Raw genomic sequence first — 25,644 nt, forward strand, 5'->3', positions numbered from 1 at the left:
CCTGGTTTTCCTTATGCCGGAAAGGAACATCATCATGGCCGACGAGAATCTTGAAGACCGGAACCCGGGCGCCGGCGACGCCGGCGAGAATACGCCTCCCGACACGGACGGCGGGCAGAAACCGCCGTGGGAGCGCGACGGCGAGGAGTTCAGCCCGGAGAAGGCGTGGAAGCTCATCGAGAACCTGCGCGCCGACAACGCCAAGCTCAAGACGTCCAACGAGTCCAGCAACGCCAAGCTGCGCGAGATCGAGGATGCGAAGCTCTCCGAGCAGGAGAAGCTGCAGCGTGACCTCAAGGAGGCGCGGGAACAGCTGGCCGACGTCAACCGGACGAAGGCATGGGCGGAGGCCCATGCCGCCAAGACCGAATAACGCGAGCGATTCCGAGTGAAAAACACTGAAAACAAAAAGCCGCTCTCCCCTACTGCCGTAAGGGAAAGCGGCTTATCCTAAGGCGCGCTCAGCTCAATGCGTCCTTCAACTTGGAGAAGAAGCCCTTCTTGCCGGACTGCCCTCCCGAAGCGGGGCGGGAGCTTTGCGTGACATGCGTCGCCTCGCCGTCATGGGAGGCTGCGAACCGCTCGATGAGCGCCCTCTCCTCATCGTCGAGCTTGCTGGGGATCTCGACGGCGATGTGCGCGATCAGATCGCCACGCTCGCCTTGCTCGCGCATACGGGTCACGCCGAGCCCCTTGAGGGTGACCGTGTCCTCCGGCTGGCATCCGGCCGGTACGGTCACGGACCGTTCGCCATCGAACGTGTCGATCTTCAGGTCGTGCCCGAGCACCGCCCAGCTCATGGGGACACGCACCCAGCAGTGCAGGTCGTCGCCGTCACGGGTGAACTGCTTGTTCGAGCGGATATGGATGTCCACGTACAGGTCGCCGGCGGGACCGCCGCCTTCGCCCACCTCGCCTTGGTTAGCGAGTCTGATGCGCGAGTCGTCGCCGATGCCCGCAGGCACTTTGACGCCCACGTTGCGCGTCACCCGCACTCGTCCGTGACCCATGCAGGAACGGCAGGGCTTGTCGATGATGTCGCCGTGGCCTTCGCAGCGTTCGCAGGGAGCCGACGTCATCATCTGGCCGAGCATCGTACGCACGACCTTCTGGCGGTGGCCGCTGCCATGGCAGTCCGGGCACGGCGTCGGTTTCGCGCCGTCGGCGGAACCCGTTCCGGAGCAGTCGGGGCACAGGCCGAACGTGGTGATGCGCACCTGTTCCGTTCCGCCGAACACCGCCGTTTTCAGATCGATGGTCATGCCGGCGAGCGCGTCGCGGCCGGGCTGGATGCGCGGCGTGGGGCCTTGCGCGCCGCCGCCGAACGCGCCGCCGAAGAACGTGCTGAACACGTCGCCCATGTCCCCCATGCCCCCGAAACCGCCGGCGCCGAATCCTGCGGAGGCGTTGGGATCGTTCGGGTCGACGCCGGAATCGTACATGCGTCGTTTGTCCGGGTCGCTCAGTACTTCGTAGGCGTTGTTGACCTCTTTGAACTTGTCCTCGTATTCGGGGCCTGCGATGTCGGGATGGTATTTGCGGCTCATCCGCCGGTACGCCTTCTTGATCTCGTCATCGCTTGCGCTGCGGTCGATGCCCAACACATCGTAGTAATCTGCCACGGTTCGTTCAATCCTTTATGTTCGTGAGGCTGCTAGCGGGTTATTGTGCCATAAGGCGGGGTCAGCGCAGACCGTCATCCGGCCTGCGGCGGGACGCCGTCGCCGTCTCTTCCGGGAGGATCCCTGCGGGATTCGTCCCCGTCGGAGAGGAACGCGGTGAGGTATCGGGCGACGGCCCGTACCGCGGCGATGGTGTTCGCATAATCCATATGCGTGGGGCCTATGGAGCCGATGAACGCGATGGGTTCGCCGCCGGGCCCGGGCACGGCGGCCGAGGGCCGCTTGGGAGCGTCGACGGCGTCGCGAACGGAATCATCGCCTCCCTGAGAGGGTGAGCCGTCAGTGGGGCGTGTACCGGTCTCCCGCGCATCGGCCGTCTCGGTCCGGCCGTAGCCGCTGGTCACGACCGCCGCGTGGAGCAGGCCCGGCGTGTGCGTCTCCGATCCGATGGCGACGCCGACGCCGTCGCCACGCGCCGTCTCCTCGCTCAACGCGCTCATGAGCCTCATCAGCACGACCTGTTCCTCCAGCGCGTCGAACAGTGGGACCAGATCCTCCACGGCGCGCTGGTGGGCGAGGCTTGATGCGCCGGACATGTACAGTTCGCTGCCGTGTTCGTCGTCGTGCATCGAAGCGAACGTCTGGGCGAGGCCGCTGGCGAGCTCGTCCGCGTCACGGAACCGGGGATCGGCGCCGAGGGCGCGGATTCTCTGGGATGCCTGCGCAAGCGACAGTCCTGTGCATTCGGCGTTGACGGTGTCGGTGAAACGTCCGAGCAGCTCGGACGAGGGCATCTCGGCGACACCGATCGTATGCTGCGCGACACGCCCGGTGTCGGTGATGACGACGGCGAGCAACGTAGTCATCGCGACGGGCACCAGCTCCACGTGGCGCAACGTCGATTTCGCGAGGGACGGCGAGGCGACGACGGCCACCTGGCCGGTGATGCGGGCGAGGAGCCGCGCCGCGCGCTGGAGTGTGTCCTGCAGACTGGCCGATCCGGACAGGAAGCTGTCGATGCCGCGGCGTTGGGCCCCGGACAGGGGCACCACGGTGGCGAGCCTGTCCACGAAATACCGATACCCTTTTTCGGTCGGCACGCGCCCGGCCGACGTATGGGGCTGGATGAGATACCCTTCATCCTCGAGCGCGGCCATGTCGTTGCGCACGGTGGCCGAACTGACCCCGAGATCATGTTGTTTGGTGAGCGCGGCCGAACCGACCGGTTCCTGCGAACGGATATAGTCCTCCACGACGGCGCGCAGCACCACCATCCGTCTCGTCTGCGGCATGCGCACCTCCTTCGTTACGTACCCGTGCGGCACATTTCACTTACGGTTCATGTCGGATTCCCGGGGGCGTCACGTCACGTCAACGCCCGGGGCGCGGCATGCGCCCGCAAGGGCGGAATCCGCGTCCGTGAAGCCCTTCCGGATGCCGAGAACCGTTCTCCGTACGGCTTTTTCATCACGGATATTGTATTAGCACTCCTATATATCGAGTGCTAATACGTTCGTCGCCAGCGTATCGAATCAATTTGTGAACGTTAACGGAACAGAACTTACCAAAACACGCCAAAATCACACCGCTACGTCGCGAAATGACGCTAGCATAGGAGACGCAATGTGAGGGCGTCAGCGCCCGGCACAAGCCGGACACGCGGCCCGACCAAGCGGAAGGAAATACATCCATGACCGAATTCAAGGAGACCGAGCTGGACGAGCGCGCCATCAAGATGGCCAAGGTCCTGTCGGCCGACGCGGTTGAGAACGCCGGTTCCGGCCACCCCGGTTCCCCCGTTTCCCTGGCGCCCGTCGCCTACACCCTGTACCAGCACTTCATCAAGCATGATCCGAACGATCCCAACTGGGAGGGTCGCGATCGCTTCATCCTTTCGGGCGGGCACGCCTCCCTCACCCAGTACGTCCAGCTGTACTTCTCCGGCTACGGCGTGACCCTGGACGACCTCAAGCACTTCCGCGGCGGCGCTGACACCCGCACCCCGGGCCACCCGGAATACGGCCTGACCCCGGGCATCGAGATGACCACCGGACCGCTGGGCCAGGGCTTCGCCTCCGCCATCGGCTTCGCCTACGGCGAGCGTTTCCAGCGCGGCCTGCTCGACCCGAACACCCCGAAGGAAGAGTCCCCCTTCTACCACAAGATCTGGGCGATCTGCGGTGAGGGCGACATCGAGGAGGGCATCTCCGGCGAGGCCGCCGCGCTGGCCGCCAACCAGAAGCTCGGCAACCTGACCGTGATCTTCGACGCCAACCGCATCCAGATCGAGGGCGACACCAACCTGGTGCTCGCCGAGGACGTGCTCAAGCGCTTCCAGTCCTACGGCTGGTACACCGACGAGTTCAGCTTCATCCAGCCCGACGGCTCCTACAAGGAGGACGTCGAGGGACTGGCCGAGGTCATCGCCAAGGCCGAGGCCGCCGCCCCGGACCAGCCGAAGCTCATCAAGGTCCACTCCCTGATCGCCTGGCCGACCCCGGGCAAGACCAACGATCCGTCCTCCCACGGCTCCAAGCTGGGCGCCGAAGCCGTCGCCGGCCTCAAGAAGCTGCTCGGCTACGACCCGGAGGAGAACTTCCACGTCGACGAGGAGGCCCTCGCCCACGCCCGCAAGGTCGCCGAGCGCGGCCTCGAGGCCCATAAGGAATGGGACGAGAAGTTCGACGCCTGGCGCAAGGCCAACCCGGACAAGGCCGCCCTGTACGACCGTCTGAAGGCCGGCGAGCTGCCGGAAGGCTTCGACAAGGCCATCGACGATCTCGAGGCCACCTTCGAGGTCGGCAAGTCCGTCGCCACCCGCGGCGCCTCGGGCTCCGTCCTCAACGCCATCGCCGCCGTCATGCCGGAACTGTGGGGCGGCTCCGCCGACCTCGGCGGTTCCAACAAGACCGACCTCAAGGGCGCCGCCACCTTCGCGCCCGAGGAGTGCGCCACCAAGCAGTGGCCGGTCTGCAACGAGTTCGGCCGCCAGCTGCACTTCGGCGTGCGCGAGTTCGCCATGGGCTGCATCACCAACGGCATCCTGCTCGGCTCCCACACCCGCCCGTTCGGCGGCACCTTCTTCATGTTCTCCGACTACGAGCGCTCCGCCGTCCGTCTGGCCGCCCTCATGGAGATCCCGAACCTGTACGTGTGGACGCACGACTCCGTCGCCGTCGGCGAGGATGGTCCGACCCACCAGCCGATCGAGCACCTGGCCGCCTTCCGCGCCATGCCGCAGCTCGAGGTCGTCCGCCCGGCCGACGCCTTCGAGACCGCCGAGGCTTACCGCTACTTCTTCGAGAAGAAGAACACGCTGCCGACCGCCATGGTCCTCTCCCGTCAGGGCCTGCCGGTTCTTGCCGAGACCGCCGACAAGGCCAAGGACGGCGTGAAGAAGGGCGCCTACGTGCTCGTCGACACCGAGGGCACCCCGGACGTCATCCTCCTCGCCACCGGCTCCGAGGTCCAGCTGGCCGTCTCCGCCGCCAAGACCCTGGCCGGCGAGGGCGTCAAGGCCCGCGTGGTCTCCGTCCCGTCGCTCGAGTGGTTCGAGGAGCAGGACGCCGAGTACAAGGAGGCCGTGCTTCCGGCCGCCGTCAAGGCCCGTGTCTCCGTCGAGGCCGGCGTTGCCATGCCGTGGTACAAGTACCTCGGCTCCTACGGCAAGCCCGTCTCCATCGAGCAGTTCGGCCTGCAGGGCAGCGGCGCGCAGAACCTCATCGACCTCGGCATCACCGCCGAGCACGTCGTCGAGGCCGCCAAGGCGTCCATCGCCGAGGTCGAAGCCGCCAAGTGACCCACGTCGGGGAGGGGCCGCACGCCGCCTGCGCGGCCCCTCCCCGACCATCAACACAATCAAGGTTTTGTTCCGCACGGGATACGGAACCGTGCGGAATGATTAGGAAGGAAAACAATGACTGAAGCAACTCAGCGCACGTCCGACAACGGCGTCTCCATCTGGCTGGACGACCTGTCCCGCTCCCGCATCGAGTCCGGCTCCCTGCAGGAGCTCATCGCCGACAAGAACGTCGTCGGCGTGACCACCAACCCGTCCATCTTCCAGAAGGCCCTGAGCCAGGTCGGCCCGTACGACGCGCAGCTCAAGGAGCTGGGCAAGGTCGACGTCGAGACCGCCGTGCGCGAGCTCACCACCACCGATGTCCGCAACGCCACCGACATCTTCCGCGAGATCGCCGAGAAGACCGACTTCGTCGACGGCCGTGTCTCCATCGAGGTCGACCCGCGTCTGGCCCACGAGACCGAAGCCACCGAGAAGCAGGCCGTGGAGCTGTGGGAGAAGGTCAACCGCCCGAACGCGATGATCAAGATCCCGGCGACCCTCGAGGGCCTGCCGGCCATCACCGCCACCCTGGCCAAGGGCATCTCCGTCAACGTCACCCTGATCTTCTCGCTCGAGCGCTACGAGCAGGTCATCGACGCCTACATCGAGGGCATCGCCCAGGCCGCGGCCAACGGCCACGACCTCAAGCACATCGGCTCCGTCGCCTCCTTCTTCGTCTCCCGCGTGGACACCGCGGTCGACAAGCTGCTGGAAGCCAATGGCTCCGATGAGGCCAAGGCCCTCGAGGGCAAGGCCGCCGTCGCCAACGCTCGCCTCGCCTACGAGCTGTTCGAGAAGAAGTTCGCGAACGATCCGCGCTGGGCCGAGCTGGCCGCCAAGGGCGCCAAGGTCCAGCGTCCGCTCTGGGCCTCCACCGGCACCAAGAACGCCGCCTACTCCGACTGCAAGTACGTGGACGAGCTGGTCGCCCCGCACATCGTCAACACCATGCCGGAGAAGACCCTGAACGCCCTGGCCGACCACGGCAACGGCGCCCCGTCCATCGAAGGCACCTACGAGGAGTCCCACGCCATCATCAACAAGCTGGCCGAGCTGGGCATCAACCTCAAGGACGTCACCGACAAGCTCGAGGCCGACGGTGTCGCCGCCTTCATCAAGTCCTGGGATTCCGTGCTCGCCGACGTGCAGTCCGGCATCGATCGCGTGAACGCCTGAGACGAAAGCGATGAATCGATATGCGGACGTGCGAACGTCCACATATCGGCTCGATAACTGAAACGCAAAGGCTCCCGACCGCCATGGCCGGGAGCCTTTGCTATACGGTGGGGACGTCCGACGAATACGGCGGCCAATCGGCCGGCACCAGCAGGCCGACACCGGCGCCGAGACGCATACCAAGACGACGCCGACCGCGCATATCCACAAGGAGAAGAGATCCATGCGACTGTCCACCCGCCAACGTCTGCTGATGACGTTCACGTTCTTCTCGATGTTCTTCGGCGCGGGCAACCTGATTTTCCCACCCTTCGTCGGAGCCCAGGCCGGGTCGGCCGACGTGCCGGCGACGATCGGATTCATCGTCTCCGCGGTGGGACTGCCGATCATGGGCGTCATGGCGGTCACGTTCGCCGGGGGCTTCGACGCCCTCGCCGGCAGGGTCTCCCCCATGTTCTCGCTGGCGCTGGGCATCGCCATCATCCTCACCATCGGCCCATGCTTCGCCATCCCGCGCACGGCCACCACGTCGTTCGAGATGATGGTGGCGCCGTTCGCGCCGTCCGGCACCGTGCCCATGGCCCGTCTCGCCTACTCGTTCGTCTTCTTCGCGCTGGCGTTCCTGTTCGCCCAGCACCCCGAACGGCTTTCCAAGGTGCTCGGACGGTTCATGGGCCCACTGCTGCTCGCGCTCATCGCGGCGATCTTCGTCGCCTGCCTCATCCATGGCGTCGGCACGCCCGCCGAGCCTATGGGCGACTACGCGTCCGGACAGATGGCACGCGGCTTCCTCGACGGCTACCAGACGATGGACCTCCTGGCCGCGTTGTACTTCGGCATCGTCATCTCCGCGAACATCCGCACGCAAGGCGTCGACGACGAGCAGCAGGTACGCCGTGAGACGGCGTTCGCGGGTCTCGGTACCGGCGTGCTGCTCATCGTCATCTACGGCGCGTTGAGCTATGTGGGCGTGGTCTCGGGAGCCATCGCCTCGATCGACCCGGCGAACGACACGGGTGCCACCGTGCTCACCAACCTCACCTCGTCGGTGTTCGGCACGGCGGGCACGGTGTTCCTCGGACTGGTGTTCGTCATCGCCTGTCTCAACGTGTGTACCGGCCTCATCTGCACCTGCGCCACGTATTTCCACACGAAATTCCCCACCGTCGCCGGCCGGGAGGTGGGATACCGTGCATGGCAGGTCACGTTCACCGTGTTCAGCTTCGTGGTGTCTAACGCGGGCCTCAGCCTCATCATCAAGGTCTCGGTACCGGTGTTGTCCGCCCTGTATCCGATGGCCATCATGCTGGTGCTGCTCGCGCTGACGCATCGGACGCTCGGCTCTCGCTTCCCACGCGTCTACCCGTGGTCCATGGCGTTGGTCGCAATTCCCTCGTTCGCCACCTGCGTCACGTCGTTGGCCGCGGTGTTCGGCGGCTCCATCCCCTGGCTCGACGATCTGCTGCATCTGCTGCCACTGTACGGCATGCAACTGGGCTGGGTGGCTCCCGCCGTCCTCGGCGTGCTGATCGGCGTGACGCATTCCATGGCGGAAAAGCGCCGCTGACAACTCCCACGACCCCTCGTCCCATACGGAACAACGGCCGCCGATACGACCGGACCCCGCACGCGACGACTACTATGAGTCTCGTATGCAACCAACGACCATCGGAAACGAACAGGAGCAAGGCATGGATGAAGTCGTCACCGACAAGGACCGCGAATACGAGGCGGAGGAGCGCGCGGCGGCGCCGGGCCCGGATCAGGCGATGAGCGACCGGGTGAACAACCGTTCGCTGCGTCCCCGTTCCGAAGCGTTCAAGGAGTTCATGCGCTCCGGTTGGGCCGACGATGAACCGGACATCGAACCACTCGCATCCTCGGAGTTCACGCCGGCGCGACTCAAGGCCCTGGGCGCCGCGTTCCCGGGTGAACGTCTGGTTATCCCGGCCGGGCAGCCCAAGGTGCGTAACAACGACTGCGACTACATGTTCCGCCCGGACACGACCTTCGCCTACTACACCGGTCTCGGCGTCGACTACGAGGCGGGCGCCGTGCTCGTCCTCAACCCCGTCTCGCCGGACTCCCCCGAGGCGAAGGCCGGCGAGACGCATACGCCGGAACTGTTCGTCGCGCCGCGCGCCGACAACTCAACCACCGACTTCTTCATGAACGCCCATTACGGCGAATACTGGGTGGGCCCGCGCGCCGGCCTCAAGGAGATGACCGCGATGACGGGCATCGAGACGCATGACATCGCGCAGCTGCCCGACGCGCTGTCCAAGGACGTGGGCGCCGAGGCCGGCGCCGTGCGCGTGCGCGTGGTGCGCGAGACCGACCCGCAGGTCACCGCGCTCGTCGAGTCCATCCGCGAGGCGAACGGCGCCGTCGATCCCGACCGCAACGCCGCCGACGATGACAAGCTGCACGAGTTCGCCGCCGAAGCGCGCATGGTCAAGGACGCCTATGAGATCGGCGAGATGCGCAAGGCCGTCGCGGCGACGAAGCAGGGCTTCGACCGCCTGCTCTCCGCGCTGCCGGACGCTCTCGACAAGCCGCGTTCGGAACGCATCCTCGAAGGCGCGTTCAACGCGGTCTCGCGCGAACTGGGCAACACGGTCGGCTACGATTCGATCGTCGCCTCCGGCCCGCACGCGCCGATCCTGCACTGGATGCGCAACACCGGCGTGGTGAGAAGCGGCGACATGCTGCTCGTCGATGCCGGCGTCGAAGTCGACTCGCTCTACACGGCGGACATCACCCGCACCTTCCCGACCAACGGCAAGTTCACCGAGTTGCAGAAGCGCCTCTACCAGGCGGTGCTCGACTCCCAGCAGGCAGGCTTCGAGGCCGCGAAGCCGGGCGCCACGTATTCCGACATCCACCACGCGTGCATGCGGGTGATCGCCGAGCGTCTGCACGAATGGGGCCTGCTGCCCGTGGACGTGGAGACCTCCCTCTCCCCCGAAGGCCAGCAGCACCGCCGTTGGCTCGCCTGCGGCGTGGCGCATCACCTCGGCCTCGACGTGCACGACTGCGCGCAGGCCCGCTTCGAGGCCTATCAGGGCGCGCCGATCCGCCCCGGCATGATCTTCACCATCGAACCGGGTCTCTACTTCCGCGAGGACGACCTGCTCATCCCACCGGAATACCGCGGCATCGGCATCCGCATCGAGGATGACGTGCTCATGACCGAGAACGGCCCCGAATGGATCTCCGCCGGCATCCCGAAGCGGATCGACGACGTCGAGGAGTGGATGCACGAACGCGCCGGAAAGGAGAACGCATGACGACCCCGCAGTTCGTACTCGACCTGAGGAAGAAGATCGGCCACGACCTGCTGTGGATGATGGGCGTGACCGGATGCGTACTCGACGACGAAGGGCGCGTGCTGCTCGGACGACGCTCCGACACGGGCGAATGGGCGATGGTGTATGGCATCAACGAGCCCGGCGAGCAACCCGCCGACACGGTGGTGCGCGAGATCAAGGAGGAGACGGGCGTGGACGCGGTCGTCACCGATCTGGTGGCCGTCACCTCCGACCCGAACCCGATGACCTATGCGAACGGCGACATCGCGCAGTACATGGACCATTCGTTCCTGTGCGCGTTGAAACCGGGCGGCAACGCGGAGCCGTTCGTCGGCGACGACGAAAGCCTCAACGTGGGCTGGTTCGATCCGGACGATCTGCCCGAGCCGTTGGCGAAGAGCACCGTCGAACGTCTGGCGCTGTTCCGCCGGTACATGGCGAACAAGGCGCGGGGCGACGCCCACGCGCTGTACGTCTTCGACGGCGAACGGCGCTGACGGTTCATCATACCCGTCGCCGACGGCCCGGGCGGCGAGTTCCGCGCATCGGCGACGGGTATGATGAGTACCGTATCGATAATCACGTCCGGCAGTTGAGGGGACGATCGTCCACACGCCATTGACAGACGGGGACGACGACATAAGGAGAAGCCATCATGGCCCCGCAGACCCATTTCCGCTCACTGCCACTCCGCGCCGCGGGCGTGCAGGCCACCAAAGCCAGTCCCTCCGACGTGCGCCGTATGAACCGCTCCCTCATCTTCAATCTCCTGTTCCCCTCGACCTCGAGGTCAAGGGCGGAATTGAGCAGGATCACGGGCCTGTCGCGCGTGGCCGTATCCGACGTGGTCAACGGCATGATCGACGAGCGTCTCATACGCGAGAACGGCCATGAGACGAACGCGAACGGCAAAGGCAAACGCGCCACGCTGCTCGCCATCGACCCGATGCATCTGCACGTCATCGCCATCGACCTGTCCCAGGAACATCTCGTGGAAGGTTGCGTCTGCGATCTCACCGGCACCCCGCAGACCCATCTGAGGGTCGCGCTCGACGAGGGCGAACATGTGGACACGCAAACCGTCGTCCATCTCATCGGCAGTCTGCGGGAGGGGCTGCCGCCCGAAGTCGAAGTCATCGGAATAGGCATCGCGGTGCCCGGCGTGGTGAGCGACGGTCTGATACGGGAATCCACGATGCTCGGATGGCGCGACGTCGATCTGGGGAGCGCCGTCGCATCACGCTTCGGCATGCCGGTGACGGTGATGAACGACACGTTGGGCGAGACGTTCACCGAACGTTTCTTCGGGCAGGCGGGCCCGAACCTCATGTTCGTGAAGATCGACCGCGGCATCGCGGCGGCGACGCTCATCGACGACGTCCCCGCGCTGGGCGAGCATGACGCCGGCGGCGAGATCGGGCACGTCTCCATCGACCCCATGCACGGTCCGGAATGCCCCTGCGGCAAACGCGGATGCCTGGAGACGCTGATCTCCGCGCCGGCGATGCGCGCGCGCATGGAAGGTCTTGACGAGGACGGACGCCGGAGCGTCAAGGCATCCGCCGGAGCCACGTTCGCGACGGCGATGTCCATGCCCGTCGGACTTCTGGACGTGTCGGACATCTGCGTGTACGGCCCTCCGGACGTCATCGACGACGTGTTCGTGGAAGCGGCGCAAGCGACGCTCGACGCGGCCACGCTGTCGTCGTTCCATAGCCGTACCGTCATCCGCCGGTGCCGGTGCGGCGCCGACATCACGCTGCGGGGGACGGCAGTGGCCACGGTCCTGCGTCATCTGGAACGGGCGTAGACGGCGAGCGCCGCACCCAACGCCCCGATCGGCTCATTCGCGGGAGCCAGCCGCAGCCGGTCCGCGAAACGCAGGCCGGCGAGGAACGGGCAGACCGATTCTCGTGTCTCGAGTTCCTCCCTGATCACGCGCAGCAGCGGTTCGCCGGTCCGGGTCATGCCTCCGGTGAGGATGATGAGTCTCGGATCGAGCGTTTGGGCGATGATCTGGATCACGTCGCCTATCGCGTGTCTGACGATGCCGAGCGCCCGGCAGGCGTCCGGTTCCCCCTGCGCGGCATGGATGATGAGATCGGTCATCGCGTCATGGCCGCCTGCAGGCCACAGCCGCGCCACTCCCGGCCCCGAGCATACGGTCTCCAGGCATCCACGCTGGCCGCATGGGCAGTCGAAGCGGTTCGGGTCGATGGGGATGTGCCCGATCTCCCCCGCCGCGCCGCTGGCGCCGTGCCGGATCACGCCGTCGATGATGATGCCGGAGGCGAGTCCGGTGCCGAAGTTCAGCAGCGCCACGGTGCCGTCCGATGCGTCCGCCGTGCCGTCCGTGCCGGTCAGAAGGTGTGCGGCGCCTACGGCCGCGGCGTTCACATCGTTCTCGACATGGACCGGAATGCCGAGTTCGTCGGCGACGAGACGGCCGAGTTCCAGCGTTTCGATGTCGAGGTTGACGAGGTTGGCGATGCGGCCGGTGCCGGGGTCGACCTGGCCGGGGATGCCGATGCCGACGGCGGCGACGTCACGCGGCCGCCCGCCGGCCACGTCGCGCGCGATGGCGCACACGTCTTCGACGACGTGCGCCGCGCCGCGCCGCGTGGGAATCCGCACGGCGTGTTCGATGGTGCCGTCGCCGGTGACGAGTACGGCTTCGATCTTGGTGCCGCCCACGTCGATTCCTATGAGCGGCCGTGTGTTGTTGCGTTCGGATTGCGTCGTCATTGACGTTCCTTTCCTTGGGTGATGCGGCGCATGCGTCGTCGCATGAGCCGCATTGGCGACGATCCGGCGCGCGATGTCTAATCCGCGCGCCAGACGATGCCGTTCGCGTCGAGCGTGAAACGGATGGTCGCCCCGTCCGGCAGCGTCACGACGGTGGTCTGCGGACGGTCGGTGTTGTTGATGACGCAGTAGCGGCGTCTGTCCGGGAAATGCGCGACCTCGCATTCCGGGTTGGAAGAGCTGAACGCCGCATACCTCTCCTCGTTATGGGACGCCCAGAACAGCATACGTTCGAGGAGTCGCGCGTTGACGGCCGAATACGGCAGCCCGGAGACGTACACGCCGCGCCCGCGACCGTATTCGTTGGCGGCGAGCTGCACCTGGCCATGGTCGGCGCGCAGGAGCGTGACCCGTTCGTTGATCGGGAAGGTGTTGGCGATCTGATCGCCGAAGTCGATGCCGCCGAGCGGCGCGCGCCCTTGGCCTCCCCCGCATCCGGACAGCGGCGCGCGGCGACCGGCCTCCTCCCACGCACGACGCGTGCCGGAGTCGACGGGAACGTCGGCGGTGATGAAGTGGTCGATGGCGACGGGCGGGAAGTACTTGTCGACCGAGAGGGTCTGGAAGCGTTCCTCGTCGACGCCGAATACGTCGGCCAACTGGAAGAAACGGCCCTGGAACCATTGCGCGCTCGGTTCGCCGACGCCGACCAGCGCGCCGCCGGAACGCACCCAGGCGCGCAGCGTTTCGGCGAGGACGGGCGACTGCGTCCAGATGTCGCCGCCGGAATAGGAGGTGTCGAGGGGGCCTCCGGTGATCACGACGTCGATGTCGCCGTCGATGCCGTGGTCGATCACGTCGTCGAAGCTGATGAAACGCACGTCGACGCGCATGCCGGACAGCGCTTCGAGGATGCCGTAGTACGGGGCCGTCTGCTTGTTGGGCAGCGCGTGCGCGACCGTGTACGCCATCCACGATCGCATGCGGCCCCACGAGTTGAGGATCGCCACATTGAGCATGCCCTCGGCGGGACGGCCACCGGTCTGTTCGTGGATGTCGCGGAATTCGTCGGCGATGTGCGTGACGGCGTCCACGAACTTCGGGAACTTCGCCGCGAGGGAAAGGTAGCCGCCATAGCCCATGCGTGCGATCGGGCTTCTCAGAACGGCACGCCGCGCCTTGCGCCAGTTGTCCCACGCCTCGATGCTCGGATCGTTGCCCTCATGGAACGTGTCGGGGAAGAAGTACGGCAGGAAACGTCCTTCGGTGTACCTCACGCCGGGGATGTCGGCGATCATGCGCGTGGTGGTGCCGTCGCCGATCGAGCCGACGACCGCGTCGAGACCCAGGTCGGCGAAGCCGTCCTTGTACGGTTCGGTGCCGATCCACTGGTCGCCGAGGAACATCATGGCCTCCTTGCCGGCGGCATGGGTCATGTCGACGAGCCGCCTGACGTTGGCGCGCGTGAACGTGGACAGGAAATCGATCCAGTCGCGCTGCGCCCTGCCGGGCACGCGCCATGCGGAATCGTAGCAGCCTTCGTCCACGAAATCCTCGGGGCGCAGACGGTAGCCGTACGTGCGTTCGAAATCGTCGAGCGCGGCCGGCGACACGGTGCAGGAGCATCCGAACCAGTCGACGACCTTCTCGCGGCGCCGCGCGTCGAACAGGAGCGTGAACTGGTAGAAGAACGTGGTGAACCGCACCACGTCGACGGACGGATTGTCCTTGAGCCAGCGCGCGAACGTGTCGAACACGAACCTGCGCGTGGCCGGATGGTAGATGTCGAACGGGATCTCATGCTCCTTGTCGCCCCAATCGTTGGTCAGATGGTTGTACATCTCCACCGGGTCCCAGATGATATAGGCGAGGAACGAGACCGTGTACTCGTGCATCGGCGTCGCATTGATGACGGTCACGATGCCGGCCGAGGCGTCGACGCTCCAGTCGGAGGGCGGCACGACGGCGCCGGTGGTGCGGTCGACGACCTCCCAGTAGCGCGACGGGTCGGCATCGTAGTTGGGCGCGAGTTGTTCGGCGAAGAACGTCTCCATCAGATTGACGGACACGGTGCCGGTCTCGGCGAGCACACGGTCGGTGAGCAGATACACCTGCGGGGTCTCGTCCATATGCAGGCTGATCCATTCGTTGTGCGCGCGGGTCGGGAAGTAGGCGCCGTATACCTTCCTGCCGAGCGCGAGCACCTCCTCGTCGAGACGCGTGCCGTCGGAGTTGCGGATGGCGTCGGCGCCCCATAGTTCGGCGAGCTCGCGGGTCTTATCGGCGAAATTCTCCTCGCCGGGGATGGTGAATCGTCCTGTGGACATGGATGTTCCTTTCATGATATGGGACGGGCTGTCCGCTTAACGCGTCGCCTCCGGCCCTGCAACTTCGGACCGGCCTGCCGGCCGGACCCAGACCTGCCCTCGCTCGGCTACCGCCTCACTCGGGCCGAGCCTACGGACAGCCCACCGGGCTGTCCGCTTAACGGCTCAGCCCTTGACCGCGCCGGCGGCGAGGCCGGCCTGCCAGTAGCGTTGCAGGCCCAGGAAGAGGATGATGACGGGGAGGACGCCGAGCAGGGCGCCCATCATCAAGGCGCCACGGTCGGTGAACGTGGCGAGCGAGACCATGCCGTACAGGCCGAGGGTGACGGGTTTGAGCGAATCGGATGAGATCATCATCAGAGGCAGCAGGAAGTTGTTCCAGGTGGCGACGAACAGGAACAGGAAGATCGTCACCATGGCGGGCGCGAGAATGCGCAGCACGATGGTGAAGAAGATCCTCGCCTCGCCGGCCCCGTCGATGTGCGCCGCCTCGATGAGCTCGTCTGGCACCGAGGTCTGTGCGTACACGCGGCCCAGGAAGAACCCGAATGGCGAGACGCAGCATGGAATGATGATCGAGAGCATCGTGTTGGTCAGATGCATGGCATGGAAGATGGAGTACTGCGGGATGGTCAGCAGGGCGGCGGGCATGAGCATGCAGCCCATGATCACGGCGATGGCCGCGTTCCTGCCGCGGAAGTCGAACTTCGCGGTGGCGTAGCCGGCCATCACCGCCACGAGCGTGCCGATCAGGGCCGAGATTCCGGAATAGAGCAGCGAGTTGAGCACCCAGCGCCAGAACTGGCCGCGCGTCCATCCAAGCAGTTTCGCATAGTTGGCGGCGACGGCGCCCGGCAGGTCCGCCAATCCGACGGAGAACCACATGCCGTTCCCGCTGGTCATCTGGCTGGGGGTCTTCGTCGAGGCGATGATGGCCCAGTAGATCGGAAACAGGAAGTAGATGAGCACGATCGTCAGCGCGGCCACGGTGACGACGCGCACGGCCATGGACGGCTGCAGGGAACGCGGCAGGTCGTCGGCATGACTCTCGCGGATCCTGTCGGCCTTCCGGCGCGCACGCGCGGCGGCGCGGGACTCGTCTGTGCGGCTCATCGGTCGTTCACCTTCCTTTCGACGAGGGCATAGACCGCGGCGAGCACGCCGGCGATCAACGCCATGACGATGGCGATGGCCGAGGCCGGGCCGTCGCCTCCTGGTGTCAGGGTGCCCTGCGAGGTGTTGAGGGCCATCATCATCGGCGTGTACGACTTGGAAATGGACGGGTCGGAGATGGCCATGACCTGCGGCTCGTTGAACAGCTGGATCGTACCGACGATGGACAGCAGCATGGCGAGCAGCGCGGCGGCGCGTACGTTCGGCAGCTTGATGTGCCACGCGATCTGCAGGCCGGATGCGCCGTCGATGCGTGCGGCCTCATACAGGTCATGCGGTATCGCCTGCAGCGCGGCGAGGAAGATGAGCATGTTGTAGCCGGTGAACGTCCAGGTGGTGATGTTCGCCATCGAGGCGATGACGATGTTGTCGGCGAAGAAGTCGACGTTGACTCCCAGTGCGGACAGCCCCTTGACGATCGGCGAGATCTGGCCGTTGTAGAGGAACACCCAGATGATCGAGGCGACGACGCCGGGAATCGCGTAGGGCAGGAAGTAGCCGAGACGGAATCCGGTGACGCGCTTGACGATGAACGAGTCGAGCAGCATGGCCAGGACGAGCGCGGCGACGATCATGACCGGCACCTGGATGAGCGTATAGAGCAGCACCCTGCCGGTTCCCGCCCAGAACGCCTGCGAGGTGACGACGTACCGGAAGTTCTGCAGGCCCACGAACTTGTCGACCAGTTCGCCGCCGCCATAGGCGCCGCCGCCGACGGTGACCTGACGGAAGAAGCTGGAGTAGACGGCCCAGAGAATCGGGAGGATGAACACGAGTGCGAACAGCAGTCCGAAGGGAGCCATGAACGCCCATCCGGTGCGGTTCGCGCGCTTGGCCGCCTGCGAGCGCCGGGACCCGGCCCCACGGCCGGTCCCCCTATTCGCCGTATGCATTGCTGACATGGGAAGCACCTGTCTTTCACAAGTCCGTGGAACGGCTTCGGGCACGGACGGACCGTGCCCGAAGCCGCCCGCCGCCAGGCGGGAGCGGAACCGTCAGTCGGCCACGGACAGGCCGAGGTTCCTGAGCGTGTCGACGGAGGTTTTCTGCGCTTCGGAGAAGACGTCGGCGACCTTGCCGGACCCATCGGAGGCCTTGGCGGCGGTCTCGTTCATCGTCGCGACGACCGCGGAGAAGCCGGGCATGTAGGTGAAGCCCCCCATGTTGTTGTTGGCGTCCTTGAACTCCTTCATGATGTCCTGGTCTCCGAAGAACTCGGCCCATTCGGTCGGGGTCTCGGCGTCCTCGGTGACGGCGGCCGGCACGAGTCCCTGGGAGACGAGGTCGGGCACCTGGGTGTTGAACCAGTCGAGGAACTCCATGGCCTCCTTGGGGTGCTTCGAGTTCTTGAGCACCGCCACCGCGGAGCCGCCGTCGGGACCGGTCTTGCCGGCGTTGCCGAACCAGTCGCCGAGCTGCGCCACCTGCCATTCGCCCGAACCCGTGCCGCCGGAGGAGGTCATGAACAGGGGCGCCTCCCAGGCCGCGGCCACAGTGCCGATGAGCTTGCCGTCCTTGATGGAGGCGTCGAAGGACGGATCCCAACGCGGGTTGGTGGTCACGGCCTTGGCGTCGAGCAGCTGCTGGTAGAAGTCGGCCACGGCCGCGGAACCGTCGGTCTCGGTGTCGACGACCCACGAATCGCCCTTCACCCGGTACCACCCGCCGGAGGCGCCGGCCAGACCGGACAGCATGTTGCCGGCCTCATCGCTCTGGTAGGACATGATGTACTTGCCGGCCGCGGCGGCCTTGCCTGCCGCGTCGATGAACTCGGAGGCGGTCTTCGGCACCTCGGTGATGCCGAGCTTGGCGAATTCGGCCTTGTTGTAGAAGTAGACGAGCGGACCGGTGTCCTGCGGCAGGCCGTACGCCTTGCCGTCCACCTGCACGAGGCCGTACGGCCCGGAGGCGTAATGGTCCTTGTACTGCTCGGCGTACTCGCTCACATCCTGCAGCATGCCCTTGGTGAACACCTCGGGCAGTTCGGCGTAGCCCACCTGGGCCAGGTCCGGGGCTTCGCCGGATTTGACGTCGGTCTCGAGCTTCTTGATCATCTCGGCGGCCTTGCCGTCGAACTTGGTGGCCTTGATCTGGATGTCCGGATGCTCCTTGTTCCATTTGGCGACGATGTCGTCGACCAGCGTCATGCCTTCGCTGTCGGGCAGACGATGCATGTAGGTGATGGTCACGACGCCGTCGGACGAGCCTTCGGAGGCGTCGTTGGGCGACGAGCCGCAGCCCGCAAGTCCCATGGAAAGCGCGGATACGGCGGCCATGGCCGCGAGCAGACGCTTGTTGAATGACATCATGATGTAACTCCTCTTTGAGATGCCCGCCACCACCTTGTGGCGATTACCAAGAACCTTAAGGGAACCGGTTTTATTTGTCAACTATCTTAACATTAAAGGCGTGTCCCCCTTCCGGCGGGGCATGACCACTCCCGAGCCCCATCGCACAGCATCACCTTCCCGAACCCCGCACGACGCCTCCGCCGCGTACAACGGACGACACGCCGAAATATTATTAATTGCGTGAATGTATTAACGAGGTTAATATATTCACGAAGTTCAGATTCAACGACGAGCGGACGATGATTCAGACCGCGCAAGGAGGTGCCGAGTGAACAGCAGCCAAGCCAACACCACGGCGACCCAGGCGACGGTTGCGGAGTCCAATCGCTCACGGATCATGCAGCACCTGTACCACAACGGCATCAGCTCCAGGGCGCAGATCGCCAAGGCACTGGGACTCACCCCCGCCGCCATATCCAAGATCACGGCGCAGCTCATCGAGGCCGGCGCGATCGAGGAATCCGGCGACATGGAGGGGGCGAAGAACCGTCGTTCCATCGGGCTGCGGCTTGACACCGCACGATTCCACATCATCGGCGTCAAGTTCGCCCGTTCCCTCGTGCAGGTCGGCGTGTTCGACCTGTGCGGCAACACGTTGGCACTGGAGGACCTGCCTCCCGTCACCAACGAGACCATCGGCGACGCGGTACGTCTCATGCACCGCCGCATCGAATCGATGCTCGACGAGGATTCCTCCATCATCGCCGTCGCCATGGCCGTCCCTGGCCCCTATATGAGGGACGAAGGCCGAACGGCGGTCGTCTCCTCCATGCTCGGATGGCGCGACGTCAACTTCATCGAGGAGTTCGGTCACGCCTTCCGCGTGCCGGTGTTCATCGAACAGGACGCACGCGCCGGAGCCCTCGCCCACTATCTGTTCGACCCGGAATCGCACGGGGAGGACGAGCTCTCCTACTTCCTGGTCGGCGAAGGTGTGGGATTGGGCGTCATCGAACGCGAGCGCATCGTCAACGGCGCGCTCGGCGCCGCCACCGAGATCGGCCACGTGTCCATCGACGTCAACGGCAGACCCTGCGACTGCGGCAACCGCGGATGCCTCGAACGGTACTGCTCCACACCGGCGATACACGAGATGCTCATCGACGAAGGCGGTCCGGTGCCGGGTGCCGAACACCTCAGCCACGCCGAGGCGGCGCGCGCGCTGTTCGCGCTCGCGCGCCAGGGCGTCGCCCAGGCCGTGGAGATGGTGCGTCTCATCGGCCGGTACATCGGGTTCGGATGCGTCAACATCTTCAACACGTTCAATCCCAGGCTCATCATCATCGGCGACATCGTCTCCGAGGCGGGGACCCTGCTGCTCGACGAGGTCAAGGCCACGGTGCGCAGCCGTTCGATCCGGGAGATCTACGACTCCACCGAAATCAGACTGTCCGCCATGCCCACCGATGCCACCGTCTGCGGCACCGCCGCGGTGGCGGCCACCCAATTCCTGGATCATCCCTCCATGTTCTTTGAACTGGGATGAGCACAGGCCACAAGATTTCCATACGGAAAACCAACACAAGGAAAGGAACCACCATGTCCAAGCCCATCGTCCTGTCCCTCGGCGAGCTCCTGTGGGATATGCTGCCCTCCGGCAAGCGCGCCGGCGGCGCCCCCGTCAACTTCGCCTACCATTCGATGATGAACGGCGCCGACGGCTACTCCATCTCCGCCGTCGGCGAGGACGAGCTCGGCGACGAACTGCTCGCGGAGACCGCCAAGGCCGGCATCCACGCCGTCATCCAGCGCAACGCATGGCCGACCTCCACCGTCGAGGTCGAGCTGAAGAACGGCATCCCGGAGTACACCATCGTCAAGGGCGTCGCCTGGGACCACATCCTGTACACGCGTCAGCTCATCGACGTCGTCTCCCAGGCCGACGCAGTGTGCTACGGCACCCTGGCCCTGCGCTCCCCCGAATCGCACGCCACCATCACCGAGCTGCTCAAGCACACCAAGCCGGGCGCGATGCGCTTCTTCGACATCAACCTGCGCGGCGACCACTACTCGAAGGAACTCATCGAGGAGCTGCTCGGCTACGCCACCGTCTTCAAGATCAACGACGAGGAGCTGCTGCTCCTGCGCGACATGTTCGACATCCGCGGCACCTCCGGCGAGGACGCCTCCCGCTGGTTCCTCGAGCAGTACGACCTCGACTACGTCATCCTGACCGCCGGCTCCGCGTACTCGACGATCATCTCCAAGAACGGCGAGATCTCCACCGTCGACACCCCGCGCGTCGAGGTCGTCGACACGGTCGGTGCGGGCGACTCCTTCTCCGGCACCTTCACCGCCCGCATCCTGCTGGGCGACACCCTGACCGAGGCGCACCGCAAGGCCGTGAACACCGCGGCGTTCGTGTGCACCCAGAACGGCGCCTGGCCGCAGTACCCGGCCCAGATGACCGACTACCTCGCCGAAGCCGGCAAGTAGTCCGCATCCTCCGCCCCACCACCTTTCCTTGGCTGGAATCCGCGTCGGGCACCCGCCCGGCATCACTGGCTTTCGGCACCGTCCGACGCGGATTCCGGAACCGGCCAAGGTGACCATAACCGAACATCGTTTTCATTTCGTCAGTCTCATTACAGGAAAAAGGGAAAATACAATGAGCAACGAAACCACCAAGACCGGCAACGCCGGTTTCGCCAAGATCGCCCCGGTGATGCTGGCGTTCTTCGTCATGGGCTTCGTCGACCTCGTCGGCACCGCCACCAACTACGTCAAGGCCGAGTTCTCGCTCGCCGACGGAACCGCGAACCTGTTCACCACGATGGTGTTCTTCTGGTTCCTCATCTTCTCCGTGCCCACCGGCATCCTCATGAACAAGATCGGCCGCCGCAAGACCGTGCTGTGGTCCATCCTCGTCACGCTCGTCGCCATGGCCCTGCCGATCATCGGCTACGTCGCCTTCTCCGGCACCGCGCGCCTCGTGCTGATCGTCATCTCCTTCGCCTTCCTCGGCATCGGCAACACCCTCATGCAGGTGTCCCTCAACCCGCTGCTCACCGTGTTCGTCAAGGGCGACAAACTCGCCTCCACGCTCACCACCGGACAGTTCGTCAAGGCGTTCGCGTCCCTGTTCGCCCCGTACATCGCCGCATGGGGCTTCAACCAGCTGAACATGTGGTGGGTCCTGTTCGTGATCTACCTGGTCGTCGGCATCATCGGCTACATCTGGCTCGCCTTCGACAAAATCGACGAGCCCGCCCCGGACGCCGGCACCACCACGATCGGCCGCTGCTTCAAGCTCCTGTTCTCCGACGGCATCGTCTTCCTGTGCTTCCTGGGCATCGTCGCCCACGTGGGCGTGGACGTCGGCATCAACGCCCAGGCGCCGCGCATCCTCATGGAGCACACCGACATCGCCCTGACGGTCGCCACCAACGCGACGATGGTCTACTTCATCGCCCGTATGATCGGCTGCTTCACCGGCGGCATCGTGCTTCAGAAGATCAGCAACAAGCTCGGCATGCGCATCTGCGGCGTCATCATGACCCTGTCCGCGGTCTGCTTCGCCGTGTTCACCCTCACTCCGAACGACCCGCCGCAGTGGCTGTTCTGGACCGCCGTCGCGCTCGTCGGCTTCGGCAACTCGAACGTGTTCTCCCTGTTCCTCTCCCACGCGCTCATGTACCGCCCAGACCGTCAGAACGAGATCTCCGGCCTCATGCTCATGGGCCTGATCGGCGGCGCCATCTTCCCGCCGATCATGGGCGTCGCGGCCGACGCGGCCGGCCAGTTCGGCGGCATCCTCGTGATGGCCGTGGGATGCGTCTACGTGCTCGTCATCGGCTTCGCCTACAAGCTCATCGAGGGCGCGAAGAAGACCGAGGCCTGATCCTTCCGCCATGGCGCCCGGTGCGTGCCGGGCACCATCCGCACCCCAAGGGGGCGTGGCCATGTCGCATCGTCCGACATGGCCACGCCCCCTTCCCGTATGGGCCGCGTCACACAGCCGTCATCGCCGCCGTACGCGCAGCGTCGCCAGTTGGAACGGGCCGAACGAGAGCGCGACGCCGTCACGGGTGACGGTGGCGGCATGCCCGAGCGCACGAGGCAGATCCGGCGCGAGCAGATCCTCTTCCATCAGATCCGTCTCCCGGACCGTGCAGCCATCGAGCACGGGATCGAGGCGCAGCAGGCATCGGCATCGTCCTCCGGCCGCCTCGAACAGCCGCAGGACGACGTCGCCGGAACCGTCATCGGCGGGCTTCACCCAGTCGAGCGTCACCGTGCCGCCACCGCCCACCCGTTCGACGGAAGCGAGCGGCGGCACATCCGCAAGCCCTTCGATGACGGGTGTATTGAGACGTGACGCCTCGACGAGCGCGGCATCCGTGTCCGCGTCGGAGAGCACCGACCAGTCGAACGAATGCCGCCCCACGTCGGTGTCGGGGTCGGGATAGCGCGGTGCGGACAGCAGCGACAGGCGGATCATCGTGCCAGCCCCGCCCCGCCACGCACTCCCCCGCACTTCGGATACGTCGGCGCCATAGACGGATCCGTTCACCACCGCGACCGCGTACCCGGGTTCGGCGACGCGCACGAACCGTTGCATGCAGCTTTCATAAGAGGGCTCAGTACCGGGCGCCCCGATCTCGACCGGCCGCTCCACGACGCCATACGGGCATTCGAACCAGGCCCGTGCCGCCTGCACGGCGACCGGCATGTCGACCTTGAGGAAGCGTTCCCGGACATGCCAGTCCACGTCGGCGTGGAAATCGAGCGCATGGGCGCCGGGTCGCAGCGAGATGCGCAGCCGCACATGCACGCCGCGCGACCCGCATTCGGATACTGCTTCGACGGCGCCGTCGTCCGCCCGTTCCACGCGGACGGACGACGTGGCGGGCAACGGCGCGGCCGTGGCCAACGCGTCGCGTTCCAACTCCCAGGCGTCCCACTGCGACGGCTCGTCGCGCAGCAGCTCGAACCGTCCCATCGTCGTGCCGGCGGGGACGAGTTCACGGTCGGCGCCCATATCGATCAGGGAGTCCACGACGCCGTCCGGCGTGACGTGCGCGCGCAACAGCCCGTTGTCCAACGTCACGCCGCCATCGTCGCCATGTGTGACGACCACCGGAGCGGCCGTTCCTCCGCATGCGGCCCGTGCGGCTCCGGCGGATGCCGCACGGGCCGGAACCGCGAGTGCCGTCTCTCGTGCGATGTCGCTCAGTCGCGCGATGTCGCGCATATACGTCGCGCGGGCCTCGCGGTGGACGCGCGCGATGCCGGTACCGGGCAGGATGTCGTGGAACTGGTTGACGAGCAAACGCTTCCATATGCCGTCGAGTTCGCCGAGGGGCGGCGCGTAGTCGGGCGCACGCACGGCGGCCGCCGCGCACAGGTGCTCGACGAGACGCAGCAACGCCTCCTCCCGACGGCACAGTCGCTTCATCTCCTGCTGGGAGGTCGTCGTGGCGCGATGCAGCTCAAGGTAGAGTTCGCCGCGATGCACCGGCGTCGCGCCGTCCGCGTCGTCGACGATGTCGCGCCGCAACGACGCGAAGAAACCGTCGGGTGTGCCGAAGTCGGCCCGCGGCGCCCCCTCGAGATCGCGTACGCGGCGGATGCGCGCGGTCATCTCCCGTGTGGGTCCGCCTCCCCCGTCGCCGTGGCCGTAGAGGATGATCGCGTGGCCGACGAGATCCTTGTCGTTGAGGTCGCGCTGCGAGCGCGTGAGCTCGTCCATGCCCATCGTGGAGCCGTAGGTGGCGGACGGCGGCATGTGGGCGAGGATGCGCGTGCCGTCGATGCCCTCCCAGAGGAAGGCGTGGTGCGCCGGGCGGGTGGTGTCGTTCCAGGAGAGTTTGTTCGTGAGGAACCATTCGAAGCCGGCACGGCGGGCGATCTGCGGCAGCGTGGCGGGGAATCCGAAGGAGTCGGGCAGCCACACGCCGCGCGGTCGCGCGTCGAGATGGTCGCGGAACCAGGCGAGACCGATCGTGAACTGCCGTACCAGCGATTCGCCGCACGGCATGACGGCGTCGGATTCGACCCACATGCCGCCCACGGGGATGAACCGACCTTCGTCCACGCGGCGGCGGAGCCGCGCGAACAGGTCGGGGTGGTCCTCTTCGAGCCATGCGTAGTGCTGCGCGGAGCTCATGGCGAACGTCATGTCCGGGTCCTCGTCCATCAGGGCGAGCACGTTGGCGACGGTGCGGGCCACCTTGCGGCGGGTCTCGCGGATCGGCCACAGCCAGGCGGTGTCGATGTGCGCGTGACCGACGGCGGTATGGCGCACGGCGCTCGCCGCGGCGGGAGCGGCGAGCACGCCGGCGAGCGCGGCGCGGGCCTGCGGCACGGTCGCGGCGCGGTCGCGTTCATCGTAGGCGTCCAATGCGTGACGAAGCGCTTTGGCGAGTCTGAACCGGCGCGGATCGTCGGCATGGAGCTCGCGGATCAGGCCGGCGACGGTTTCGAGGTCGAGGCGCAGGGAGAGCAGGGGACGGTCGAAGGCCGCGACGTCCATACGCCGCAGCGTGTACCCGGGATCGTCCCTTCCGGTGGGGTCGCCGCCCAGTCTCGTGGGCATGAAACCGGTGGATTCGCTCAGGTCGGGATTGCAGGCCGCCTCCAGATAGAGCGTGAACCGTCCTTCGCCGTCGAGGCCGACGGCGTCCGTGCCGTCGGCACGGACGAGCGGCACCCAACGGTTGCGTGGATTGACGGCTTTGACGGCGGTGCCGTCCGGGCGGTAGACGAGTCCCTCCGCCTGGAATCCGGGCCAGTCCGACCGGTCCCAGCCGAGGTCGGTGATGAGTTCGACGGCATGCCCGCGCGCCGCCTCGAGGTCGACGCGGCCGCTCACCTCGAACCACGTGGTGCCCCAGGTCGTGCCCCATGTTCCGGGTACGGCGAACGGGCGGAGGCCGGCGGTGCCGGAGCGGGCGCGCGCAAGGAACGCGGAAACCCGCTCGGGCTCTCCGGGGTTGGCGGCGGCGCGCACGTCGCAGGCGCTCAGCGTGGTGTGGATGTACGGCGCGATGCGTTGGGCGATGACGCGGTCGCATCGCATGAGTTCGTGTTCGATATCGGACGACATCGTCCTCCACGATACCAGCGCGGGTGCGTCGCGGCCCGGCCCGCTTC

General features: G+C 66.1%; 17 protein-coding genes and 1 pseudogene. 10 read left to right on the top strand and 8 right to left on the bottom strand.

Features of this window, described 5'->3' with window-relative positions; translation table 11 throughout:
- Nucleotides 1-373: pseudogene (locus BFAL_RS07375) on the top strand (hypothetical protein); the annotation flags it as partial.
- Nucleotides 374-461: 88 nt separating this feature from the next.
- On the opposite strand, the gene dnaJ reads toward BFAL_RS07375, so the two are convergent.
- Both dnaJ and hrcA read right to left on the bottom strand, forming a co-directional pair.
- Nucleotides 462-1,622: a molecular chaperone DnaJ gene (gene dnaJ, locus BFAL_RS07380; RefSeq protein WP_055427768.1), complete on the bottom strand. Its 1,161-nt coding sequence runs from the start codon at nt 1,620-1,622 to the stop codon at nt 462-464.
- A gap of 74 nt (nt 1,623-1,696) precedes the next feature.
- Nucleotides 1,697-2,914 carry a heat-inducible transcriptional repressor HrcA gene (gene hrcA, locus BFAL_RS07385; RefSeq protein WP_082440459.1) on the bottom strand — a complete coding sequence of 406 codons (1,218 nt, stop codon included), beginning with the start codon at nt 2,912-2,914 and terminating at the stop codon, nt 1,697-1,699.
- 398 nt (nt 2,915-3,312) lie between these two features.
- On the opposite strand from hrcA, the gene tkt reads away from it, so the two are divergent.
- From tkt to BFAL_RS07415, 6 genes are all read left to right on the top strand, one after another.
- On the top strand, nt 3,313-5,421 hold the full coding sequence (gene tkt / locus BFAL_RS07390; RefSeq protein WP_055427769.1) for a transketolase: 2,109 nt from the start codon (nt 3,313-3,315) through the stop codon (nt 5,419-5,421).
- A 117-nt stretch (nt 5,422-5,538) separates the two neighbouring features.
- Nucleotides 5,539-6,642, top strand: a complete 1,104-nt coding sequence (gene tal / locus BFAL_RS07395; protein ID WP_055427770.1) for a transaldolase — start codon at nt 5,539-5,541, stop codon at nt 6,640-6,642.
- Nucleotides 6,643-6,865: 223 nt separating this feature from the next.
- Nucleotides 6,866-8,209, top strand: coding sequence for a branched-chain amino acid transport system II carrier protein (brnQ, locus tag BFAL_RS07400; protein ID WP_055427771.1), 1,344 nt, complete (start codon nt 6,866-6,868; stop codon nt 8,207-8,209).
- A gap of 124 nt (nt 8,210-8,333) precedes the next feature.
- Nucleotides 8,334-9,932 (top strand): aminopeptidase P family protein, encoded by a 1,599-nt coding sequence (locus BFAL_RS07405; protein ID WP_055427772.1) that lies wholly within the window; start codon nt 8,334-8,336, stop codon nt 9,930-9,932.
- Entirely contained in the window at nt 9,929-10,450 is a 522-nt protein-coding gene (locus BFAL_RS07410) for an NUDIX hydrolase (RefSeq protein ID WP_055427773.1), read from the top strand. Before BFAL_RS07405 ends, BFAL_RS07410 begins: the two co-directional genes overlap by 4 nt.
- A 158-nt stretch (nt 10,451-10,608) precedes the next feature.
- Nucleotides 10,609-11,763, top strand: a complete 1,155-nt coding sequence (locus BFAL_RS07415; protein ID WP_055427774.1) for an ROK family protein — start codon at nt 10,609-10,611, stop codon at nt 11,761-11,763.
- On the opposite strand, the gene BFAL_RS07420 is transcribed toward BFAL_RS07415, so the two are convergent.
- The 5 genes from BFAL_RS07420 to BFAL_RS07440 form a co-directional block, all read right to left on the bottom strand.
- Entirely contained in the window at nt 11,745-12,698 is a 954-nt protein-coding gene (locus tag BFAL_RS07420; protein WP_055427775.1) for an ROK family protein, read from the bottom strand. The genes BFAL_RS07415 and BFAL_RS07420 overlap by 19 nt on opposite strands.
- 77 nt (nt 12,699-12,775) lie before the next feature.
- On the bottom strand, nt 12,776-15,025 hold the full coding sequence (gene gnpA / locus BFAL_RS07425) for a 1,3-beta-galactosyl-N-acetylhexosamine phosphorylase (RefSeq protein ID WP_055427776.1): 2,250 nt from the start codon (nt 15,023-15,025) through the stop codon (nt 12,776-12,778).
- A gap of 165 nt (nt 15,026-15,190) precedes the next feature.
- Complete coding sequence (locus BFAL_RS07430; RefSeq protein WP_055427777.1) at nt 15,191-16,138, bottom strand: carbohydrate ABC transporter permease; 948 nt, start codon at nt 16,136-16,138, stop codon at nt 15,191-15,193.
- Complete coding sequence (locus tag BFAL_RS07435; protein WP_055427778.1) at nt 16,135-17,100, bottom strand: carbohydrate ABC transporter permease; 966 nt, start codon at nt 17,098-17,100, stop codon at nt 16,135-16,137. Before BFAL_RS07435 ends, BFAL_RS07430 begins: the two co-directional genes overlap by 4 nt.
- 93 nt (nt 17,101-17,193) lie before the next feature.
- Complete coding sequence (locus BFAL_RS07440) at nt 17,194-18,507, bottom strand: ABC transporter substrate-binding protein (protein WP_055427779.1); 1,314 nt, start codon at nt 18,505-18,507, stop codon at nt 17,194-17,196.
- A 379-nt stretch (nt 18,508-18,886) separates the two neighbouring features.
- Between BFAL_RS07440 and BFAL_RS07445 the strand changes: the two genes are divergently transcribed.
- The 3 genes from BFAL_RS07445 (at nt 18,887) to BFAL_RS07455 (ending at nt 22,390) form a co-directional block, all read left to right on the top strand.
- Nucleotides 18,887-20,035 (top strand): ROK family transcriptional regulator, encoded by a 1,149-nt coding sequence (locus BFAL_RS07445; RefSeq protein ID WP_055427831.1) that lies wholly within the window; start codon nt 18,887-18,889, stop codon nt 20,033-20,035.
- 53 nt (nt 20,036-20,088) lie between these two features.
- Nucleotides 20,089-20,985, top strand: a complete 897-nt coding sequence (locus BFAL_RS07450; protein ID WP_055427780.1) for a carbohydrate kinase family protein — start codon at nt 20,089-20,091, stop codon at nt 20,983-20,985.
- A 172-nt stretch (nt 20,986-21,157) separates the two neighbouring features.
- Nucleotides 21,158-22,390 (top strand): MFS transporter, encoded by a 1,233-nt coding sequence (locus BFAL_RS07455; protein WP_055427781.1) that lies wholly within the window; start codon nt 21,158-21,160, stop codon nt 22,388-22,390.
- A 120-nt stretch (nt 22,391-22,510) separates the two neighbouring features.
- Here the strand turns inward: BFAL_RS07455 and BFAL_RS07460 are convergent, their stop codons facing one another.
- Complete coding sequence (locus BFAL_RS07460) at nt 22,511-25,597, bottom strand: alpha-mannosidase (protein WP_055427782.1); 3,087 nt, start codon at nt 25,595-25,597, stop codon at nt 22,511-22,513.
- Between the last annotated feature and the right edge of the window lie 47 nt (nt 25,598-25,644).

Source organism: Bifidobacterium aesculapii (assembly GCF_001417815.1).
GTDB classification, from domain to species: Bacteria; Actinomycetota; Actinomycetes; order Actinomycetales; family Bifidobacteriaceae; genus Bifidobacterium; species Bifidobacterium aesculapii.